Raw genomic sequence first — 8,742 nt, 5'->3', positions numbered from 1 at the left:
AACAATTTGAAGAATTGAAAGGGTTGATATATCGAAGTAGGACTGTGATTCATCAAAAAGAGATAGAAAATGATCAATTAAGACGATTAGTGCCTTTAAGAGCTTCTAAAAACAGCTTTGATGATAGTTTAGAACGAGCTAAGGAAAAAACTAAAGGAGAAAGTATAGAACGTTTAAAAAATGAAATTAAAGGCCTTAAAAACGAAAACTCTATTTTGAGGCAACAAAATGACAAGATGTTTAGTAAGTTAAAGGAATTAATGCCTGATAAAGCGTTAAATAATTTTATTTCTGAACTTAAATCAATAAAACCTATCGTGAAGATAGTAAAAAGAGTTATTGAAAAAGGCTTAGGGCTCTAAGCGATTTATGCCGAGAAAACTCTTGCTAGGAAGCTATGCGAAATAGACTAGTAGGGGTCGAGTCGACAGGCTGAAAGCTTGACGACCGAACACGACAGTCAGATTTCAGCATAGGTTACTTCCTAGCAAGAGGAAATTGGAATAAAGTAAGCGCATTAGGTGAGAATTAACAAAAAATTTGAAGAATAATCTTTTTATTTGAAAAAAATTTGAAGAATAATATAATGTATTTTGAAAAGGCTTTCAAAATACATAGGAGGGAGGAGAAGTCGGTGTGAAAGCCCTAAACAAATTTTAGGAGAAAACTTATGAAAAAAATTTTTACAGCTATTTTAACAATATTTTCTGTTAGTTTTATGATGTTTACAATCCCTCATAGTGTTAAAGCTGATGATGTAGTTGTAGAAAATAATTATGATCTTGGCATGGTAGTAACGCCGTCAAATGATTTTGTTCCGATAATTGGTACAATTCCACGAGAAAATGTATCTCGTGGAATGATGAGGGCATCAAGTACAGGTCCAACAATTGTAACGTATGGCCCATTTGTTTATAATGTTAAGGGTTCACAGTTGAATTCGTGGGCTGCTAAAAGTCTTCCTGGAACTCAAAATTTAGATGCTGCTTCAAGGAGAGCGGTTCTAGCAAAATATGGAAAAATAAATACTGGAAAAACTTATGCAATAAGATGGTATAACAGAGTTGAAACCAGAGTAACATCAGTAAATGGTATGATTGTAAATGTTTCATGCATAAATTAACATAATAAAAAGCGGTAAAAATTACCGCTTTTTATTATTCATGTAATTTACCACCTACACCGCCTAATATACCAACAATGATTAGAATGATGAACCAACCAATTTTTTTTGGTAAACTTTTTTTAGAACCTTCATTTTTCATAATGTTAGATTCCTTTCTTTTTTTTATAATTTTAGTACTTTGGAGTTTTAAATTCAATTATTTGCTTTGGAATTAAAAATTAGTGATTTTTACTGTTAACAATAAAAAAGGGGGGGCTACTACGAACTATCATCTACACTTATTGGGATGGTGCCATTAGTAGGTAATTTGTATTCTGCTCTTACGTATTTTAACGAGAGTGAGTTTCGTACTACAGCAAGAAATGGTTGGGGTATGGAGTATGTTATTATTGTAGATCCGAATAATCCAACCAGTACAGGTATATCTTTTGCTTGGAAATATGTTAAATAATTTATCAAATGCTATTGTTGATGGGCCCATAACAAGTTAGAAGACAAAAACAGCACAAAAGATCAGTATTATGATTTTTTGTGCTGTTTTTCATGATATAATAATAACGCTATCGGTAAACCGGTCGTATCTCCAAAAGAGATATGAAAGGAGGTGATGGTTTTGAGTTACCTTTTCGAGCTCTTACTTAGTGTCCTGGCAAATGTATTGGCCTATTTCATTTGCAAATGGCTAGACGCTAAGGACAAAAGCGATAGCTAGCCTGTAAACACCCGTTAAATCTAATTAGATACGTCAAAAAATCCCAAGAGAACGGCCATTCTCTTGGGATTTGGTGTAGTTTTAAGCTACCTTTTCGTACTTTCATTATAACACGCAGGGGTATAGCTGTCAAAGAAGTACTTATTTTTCAAGCAACACATCGTAGTTTCAAAATATAAAAATATATTTTGAAACTAATACTAAAATCTGATTTTTAGGCCAATTGGACTGACTAAGGGGCGTAAAAAATATAAAAAAGGCTTAAGATCCCGATCTTAAGCCTTTTTAACTTTCCGAAAAATTGTAATTTTCCGGAAATATATTTATTGTTATAATTATTTAGGAATAATAATTAATAAAAATATAACTACTATAACAAATAAAGTAAATGCTCCAGTAACTCTTGTTACTGTTTCTGTTTCAAAATACTTATCTTTTTCATTAATGTCAGAAAAAATACCAATTAAGACAGAAATGGCAACTAATATCAACGAAACAATTGCTGATATTGTTGAAGCTGTATATACTGATGGGATATTATCAAAGAAGAAATGATACAGAGAACTAAATAAAATTCCAATCATTCCCAGATAATACATTATTCCAATAGTTATTGAATTACTTAGTAAGCTAATAATATTTTTCAACATTCTATGTCCTCAATTATTCATTCTAAAAAATAATTATATACTTATACTATAAAAAAAGCAAAAAGAGGAATACATTCCTCTTTAGAAAAATCTATAAAACTAAGATACTTTTGTCGGTGTAAAAGCCCATCCTAGGACACCACCAGCAATAGCGCCTTTTACGCCTCCAAAAATGGCACCAATATACATACCATCTTTGATATTTGAAGCAGTACTTCCTCCTACTACTGAAGAAAGCTCTTCATCTGTCAGAACTTCATACTCAAAATTATTAATCATGTCAATAGATCCTTTCTTTTTTATAAGGTAAGTTATATATCTATAAAATAGATTTGTCAATACTTTTTGCAAAACCGCTTTCTATTCTCTTATAATAAACTTTTTGTATTCTATTAAGAATAGTTTATTATAAGAGAATAGAATATTTTATAGGAGAAAGTATGAAATTTACAAAGAAACATTATCGCTCTCAAGTGGATAGTAGGGACTGCGGTGTTGCAGTCATAGCTATGATTTTGGAATATTACGGTTCTCATTATTCTCTGTCAACATTACGAGAGCTCACAAAAACAAGCGATGAAGGAACGACAGCTCTTGCAATAGTAAAAACTTTATCAGAATTACACTTTGAAGTTTCTTCTATAAAGGCAAATATAAATTTATTTAGAAATTCAGAACTCCCTTTTCCATTTATAGTTCACGTGATAAAAAAAGAAAGTAATTTATTGCATTACTATGTAGTTATTGATCAAGAAAAAGATTTTATTTATATTGCTGATCCTGACCCATCTGTTAAAATACGAAAAATTTCGTGTGAAGTATTTGAAAACGAATGGACTGGGATAGCAATTATTCCAACTCCAAATTCTGAATATACTCCACACTTAGAAAAAAAAATAATTTATTTAATCTTTTACCTATATTGTTAAAGCATGTCAGACTTATATTAACTATTGTATTATTAACACTGCTTGTAACTGCTATCAACATCGTTGGTTCATATTATCTTCAATCAATAATTGATAATTATATACCAAATAAAATGGTTAATACTTTAAGTATTATCTCTCTGGGACTCGTTGTCGCTTATGCATTTCAGCAAATATTGTCATATGGACAAGAATTTCTACTATTACGTTTAGAGCAAAGATTAACTATTGATGTCATCTTAGCATATATTAAACATATTTTTAAATTGCCCATGTCCTTCTTCTTTACGCGACAAACAGGAGACTTAATTTCAAGATTCACTGATGCTAATTCTATAGTTGACGCTCTAGCTAGTACTATTTTATCAGTTTTTCTAGATATTTCTACAGTCATTATTGTATCTATATTCCTACTTCTTCAAAATAAAAATTTATTTTTAATTAGCTTATCAGCAATTCCAATTTATATAATAATCATATTTTCTTTTATAAAAAAGTTTGAAGTTTTAAATCGTCAGAGAATGGAAGCTAATGCTGTTATGTCCTCTTCCATTATTGAAGATATAAAAGCAATAGAAAGTATAAAATCGTTGACCAGTGAAAAAAATAGATATAAAAAAGTAGAAAATGAATTCTTAGACTATCTGGAAAAATCTTTCAAATATAGTCAAACTGAAAGCATTCAGAGAGCATTAAAAAAATTATTTCAATTAATCTTGAATGTGACTATTTTATGGATTGGTTCAAAACTTGTTATTCATAAACAAATAAGTCTTGGTCAACTGATTACATATAATATGTTGTTAGTTTATTTCACAACTCCTTTGGAAAATATTATAAACCTACAAGTAAAATTGCAAACTGCAAGTGTCGCAAATAATCGATTAAATGAAGTTTATTTAGTTAATTCTGAGTTTTCTAATAAAAACAATATTTCTCTACCTGATCCATTTAAGGAGATTGTATTTAAAGAAATCAGTTATAGATATGGATATGGTAATTATGTGTTATCAAATATAAATCTCAAAATAAATCAAGGTAAGAAAGTTGCTTTTGTAGGAGCCTCTGGTTCTGGAAAAAGTACTTTGGCTAAACTCCTTGTTAATTTTTTTGAGCCTACTAATGGTAACATTACATTAAATAATATATCTATTGATACTATCAACAAACAAGAGCTTCGTCAATTTATTAATTATTTACCACAGCAACCTTATATTTTTAGTGGAACTATCCTAGAAAATTTAGTACTAGGATCTAGGGAAAATATAACAGAAAAAGAGATTCTAAAGGCTGTAGAAATTGCAGAAATAAGATATGATATAGAAAAACTCCCACTTAAATATAACACTCAGCTTAGCTCAGAAAACTTAAACTTGTCTGGAGGTCAGCTTCAAAGAATTGCATTAGCACGTGCTTTATTGGCAAATCCTTCTGTATTGATTTTAGATGAATCAACTAGTAACTTAGATGTATTAACTGAAAAAAATATTATTAATAACTTAATTTCTTTAGATATAACAATAATTTTTATAGCACACAGACTAACTATAGCAGAAAAAGTTGATGAGATTTTTGTTTTTGAAAAAGGACAAATTATTGAAAAAGGGGATCATGATTATCTTCTTCAAAAAAATGGTTTTTACAGACATCTATTTTTTAACTAAATTAATGGAGTAACATTAGTTGCTATTAAAAAAAATTTTTAATTATTTAACTACTTACTTTATTAATTACTTTATTAATTACTTTATTAATTACTTTATTAATTACTTTGTAGTCCTTTAAAAGTCAATGAAATTAGTAATCTATAGCTATATAAGTGTATTTTTTCTACGGGATTGATGTATTTTTTCTACGGGATTGATGTATTTTTTCTACGGGATTGATGTATTTTTTCTACGGGATTGATGTATTTTTTCTACGGGATTGATGTATTTTTTTGTAAAAATGGGAGGATTTTGGAAAAAATATGATATCATACATTTATCAAGGATTTATCTAGAAAGCATAAATATGGATCAAAAAATAAAAAGTGATATGTTACAGGACTTAATTTCACGAGAAAATTATCTTGTTGTCCAAGGAAATGACTTAGCCAAATCATTTGGAAATCTAAGAGCCTTCGAGCATAAAGTTTTAGATTACTGTTTTTCTCTAGTAAAAAAAGAGAGTTTTCCAGAAGAAGTATTTAGTGTTAGTTCTACAGAAATATTGAAATTTTTTCAACTAAATGATAGTGGTGAAAACTATAAGCGTGTGGCTGAAGCATTTAAAACATTAAATGAAAATACAGCCATATATCTTCCTAAAACAAGAAAAGATGGCCGTAAATCTATTATTATGACTCAATTATTTAGCTATATTGAATATATAGATAATGGACAAGTAGAATTTAAATTTTCAGAACTAGCGCAACCCTATGTTTTTAACTTACATCGAGATTTTTACTCCTTTCATTTGAGAGAATTAGCAAGTATAAAAGGAAAATACACACTAATTTTACTAAAACTTTGGGAAGCTAAAAGATATAAAAATAATAAAGTAACTATCCTTGAAGGAACAATAGAGGAATGGCAAAGTTGGTTTTTAGGGAAAGAAAGATATATTAGTGCCGGAGAGTTTAAAAGAAGTGTCCTTGAGAAAGCAATAAAGGAATTAGAACGAAAAATTAACACAAGTATTACTCTTACTACAAAAAAAAGGGGAGAAAAGTTACTGGATATGAATTAGAAATTATTGATGATCGAAAAAACATTAATAATAACTATTATTAAAGAAATTGTTGAGAAATTAAGATATATACGTTCTCATGCTGTATTTTTGACGATGTATATCAAGAATGTAAATATGGTCAGGATGTAGATATAGAGACGGGTGAAATTACGGGATGATTGATAGAAATGAGTTAATTACTGATATTGCAAAACTTAAAGATAAACGAAATAGATTATTGGCTCAAATTAAAGAGGCTGAACAGTGGGAGAGCGTGGCTTGGGATAGTTATTACGCTGTCGTAGATCATGTGAATGCCTTAGAGAAAAAGCAAAAGATAGCTAGGAATTATTGGAATAATTCGCAAGGAGATATTCAGACTCAAATTGAATTTGTAATTGACCAATCTAACAAAGTAAAAAAAGTATTATTTAAAAAGCGTTATGAGTTGCTAGATGAAGAAGTGGATAAATTGATGTTTGAGGTTTGTCAATTAGCAGATGTACTTGGTATTGAAGTTAATGAACTATCTATGGATTTTCCGTTTTTTGCTCTTCCTGCAGAGGGGGGTGCTGATGAGTAAAACAGTATCAGAATTGTCTAAAGAATTGGGATTAAGTCCTCAGTATCTGAATCGAGTATTGAACAGAAATCAACTTGGAAACAAAATCGGAAACAAGAAACTAATTTCAGGTTCTGATGAAAAGCTTTTAATATCAATACTTAAAGGCAAAAAAAAAGAAAAGTTAGAAACTAAGACAGAAACCTCGGAAACTAGTTCAGAAACTAAAACGGAAACTAGTTTTGATACTAAATTATCTATTCTTGAAAATCAATTAATTCAAAAAGATAATGAAATTAATCGTCTTCATGATTTACTAGATCATAACCAACAACTATTATTGAATGAGCAAAAGAAAACTCAATTAATGTTGGAAAATAAATCGGAGAAAGAACCTGAGGACTGGAAAAGTGAAAAAATAAAATTTCAGAAAGATTTAGAAGAATACCAAAAGGCTTTTACAGATGCTGAGCGAAGAGCAGATAATAATTATACTTATGCTGAAGAAAGAGAGAAAATGTTCTACTTAGTTGTGGGAGTGTCGGCTATTTTATTGGTGCTATTATTGTTTTTAGGATGGTTCTACTTTTTCGGAGAATAGATAAGCTGACCTTTTGGGGTCAGCTTTTTGTCAGATAATAGCAAAGCGGTCTGACTAGATTGTCCTTAAGGGACAATCATACCCTTTTCGAAGGGTGTTTTTCGTGCGTTGATTCGCACGACAGCTGTCTGCAAGACCCTTCGGAGAACGCACATTTACGAAGTAAAGTATAGTGCGTTATACTTTACTTGGAAGTAGTGCCGAAAATATGCTAAACTACTAGATAAGATATTGCGTATTTAGACGAGCATTAGACTTGTCGGCTCGTCTGTCCTTCGCTATTCGAAGGACGGCTTTTGAGGAGGAAAAGTTTTGAGCTATATGGTTGCGAGAATGCAGAAGATGAAAGTTGGTAATTTGGGAGGGGCTTATAAGCATAATGAGCGTGTTTTTGAGACGCATTCAAATAAAGATATAGACTCAAGTAGGTCACACCTCAACTATGAGTTAACTGATCGTGACCAATCTGTGTCCTATGAAAAACAGATAAAGGACTATGTAAATACAAATAAAGTTTCTAGTAGAGCTATTCGGAAAGATGCAGTTTTGTGTGATGAATGGATTATCACGTCTGATAAACAATTCTTTGAGAGCTTGACCCCTGAGCAAACGCGAGAATTTTTTGAAACAGCTAAAAATTATTTTGCTGAAAATTATGGCGAGAAAAATATCGTTTATGCTAGTGTGCATTTTGACGAAAATACGCCGCATATGCACATGGGAGTAGTTCCAATGACAGACGGGAAATTATCCTCTAAAACAATGTTTGACCGTGAAGCGTTAAAAAATATTCAAGATACCTTGCCAAAATATATGAGTGAGCATGGTTTTGATGTAGAACGTGGTGAGCTGAATAGCGAAGCTAAGCACAAGACGGTGGCTGAATTTAAACAAGAAATGGCGAATAAGGAATTAGAGCAAGAGTTAATTTTGAACTATGGAGCACCAGAATATATTAATGGTTTAGGCGAATCTGTGACTAGAGAAGAATTTCAAGAGGCTTATGAATGGTATCAAAATGATTTGGGTAGTCTTTTTGTAGATTCTGGCTTTTCTTGGCGAGAAACAACTTTCAAAGAAAAACTGGATTGGGTGAAATCACATCAGCAAGAAGAGTTGCAAAAGCTAGAAGACTCAAGAAAGCCCCTAGAAGACGAAATAAGAGCGTTAAAAGAAGTTATTAGGGAAAAATACAAGGAATTGGATAAAATCGATCTACGAGCCTCTGAGAGCCTCTCAGAACTATCTAAGGCCGAAGAGTATATAAATACCTTGGAAAATCATTCAAAGGGCTTAGAAACAAAAATAGAGCGTTTAGAACATAATAGTTTACTTTTAGAAAAACAATATGCTCAATTGGTTGATCTAAAAATTATGTCTGAAAAAGATTTAGCTGATATTCAACCTAAAAAGGGGCTATTTGGTAAGGAGTATGTTGAATTAACTACGG

7 protein-coding genes and 2 pseudogenes are annotated in these 8,742 nt (G+C 30.9%); 7 read left to right on the top strand and 2 right to left on the bottom strand.

Annotated elements, in window-relative coordinates:
* Positions 1 to 362 (top strand): annotated as a pseudogene (locus HMPREF9171_RS102870) (MobV family relaxase); the annotation flags it as partial.
* 308 nt (positions 363 to 670) lie between these two features.
* Positions 671 to 1,123, top strand: a complete 453-nt coding sequence (locus HMPREF9171_RS102875) for a hypothetical protein (protein ID WP_000719317.1) — start codon at positions 671 to 673, stop codon at positions 1,121 to 1,123.
* A 1,050-nt stretch (positions 1,124 to 2,173) separates the two neighbouring features.
* Here HMPREF9171_RS102875 and HMPREF9171_RS102880 read toward each other — a convergent pair.
* Together HMPREF9171_RS102880 and HMPREF9171_RS01000000113115 are read right to left on the bottom strand one after the other, a co-directional pair.
* Positions 2,174 to 2,488 (bottom strand): hypothetical protein, encoded by a 315-nt coding sequence (locus tag HMPREF9171_RS102880; RefSeq protein WP_000916631.1) that lies wholly within the window; start codon positions 2,486 to 2,488, stop codon positions 2,174 to 2,176.
* A 99-nt stretch (positions 2,489 to 2,587) separates the two neighbouring features.
* Entirely contained in the window at positions 2,588 to 2,767 is a 180-nt protein-coding gene (locus tag HMPREF9171_RS01000000113115) for a Blp family class II bacteriocin (RefSeq protein ID WP_000609342.1), read from the bottom strand.
* Positions 2,768 to 2,928: 161 nt separating this feature from the next.
* Here HMPREF9171_RS01000000113115 and HMPREF9171_RS01000000113110 point away from each other — a divergent pair.
* The 5 genes and pseudogenes from HMPREF9171_RS01000000113110 to mobV form a co-directional block, all read left to right on the top strand.
* Positions 2,929 to 5,081: pseudogene (locus HMPREF9171_RS01000000113110) on the top strand (peptide cleavage/export ABC transporter).
* Between the two features lie 349 nt (positions 5,082 to 5,430).
* A complete protein-coding gene (locus tag HMPREF9171_RS102885; protein WP_025193634.1) occupies positions 5,431 to 6,147 on the top strand; it encodes a RepB family plasmid replication initiator protein in 717 nt (238 codons plus the stop codon).
* 157 nt (positions 6,148 to 6,304) lie between these two features.
* Positions 6,305 to 6,712 (top strand): hypothetical protein, encoded by a 408-nt coding sequence (locus HMPREF9171_RS102890; RefSeq protein WP_000567193.1) that lies wholly within the window; start codon positions 6,305 to 6,307, stop codon positions 6,710 to 6,712.
* Positions 6,705 to 7,292 (top strand): hypothetical protein, encoded by a 588-nt coding sequence (locus tag HMPREF9171_RS102895; RefSeq protein WP_000048048.1) that lies wholly within the window; start codon positions 6,705 to 6,707, stop codon positions 7,290 to 7,292. Before HMPREF9171_RS102890 ends, HMPREF9171_RS102895 begins: the two co-directional genes overlap by 8 nt.
* Positions 7,293 to 7,604: 312 nt before the next feature.
* A partial coding sequence (gene mobV / locus HMPREF9171_RS102900) for a MobV family relaxase (protein WP_025193633.1) occupies positions 7,605 to 8,742 on the top strand: 1,138 nt, incomplete at its 3' end.

Source organism: Streptococcus agalactiae ATCC 13813 (assembly GCF_000186445.1).
Taxonomy (GTDB): domain Bacteria; phylum Bacillota; class Bacilli; order Lactobacillales; family Streptococcaceae; genus Streptococcus; species Streptococcus agalactiae.
Note: the sequence above shows the minus strand (reverse complement) of the source record. Positions and strands in the feature narration are given on the sequence as shown.

Excerpts from the sequence above, each read along its gene's own strand:
- HMPREF9171_RS102875 (WP_000719317.1), top strand. The coding sequence starts at position 671 with ATGAAAAAAATTTTTACAGCTATTTTAACAATATTTTCTGTTAGTTTT.
- HMPREF9171_RS102880 (WP_000916631.1), bottom strand. The coding sequence starts at position 2,488 with ATGTTGAAAAATATTATTAGCTTACTAAGTAATTCAATAACTATTGGA.
- HMPREF9171_RS01000000113115 (WP_000609342.1), bottom strand. The coding sequence starts at position 2,767 with ATGATTAATAATTTTGAGTATGAAGTTCTGACAGATGAAGAGCTTTCT.
- HMPREF9171_RS102885 (WP_025193634.1), top strand. The coding sequence starts at position 5,431 with ATGGATCAAAAAATAAAAAGTGATATGTTACAGGACTTAATTTCACGA.
- HMPREF9171_RS102890 (WP_000567193.1), top strand. The coding sequence starts at position 6,305 with ATGATTGATAGAAATGAGTTAATTACTGATATTGCAAAACTTAAAGAT.
- HMPREF9171_RS102895 (WP_000048048.1), top strand. The coding sequence starts at position 6,705 with ATGAGTAAAACAGTATCAGAATTGTCTAAAGAATTGGGATTAAGTCCT.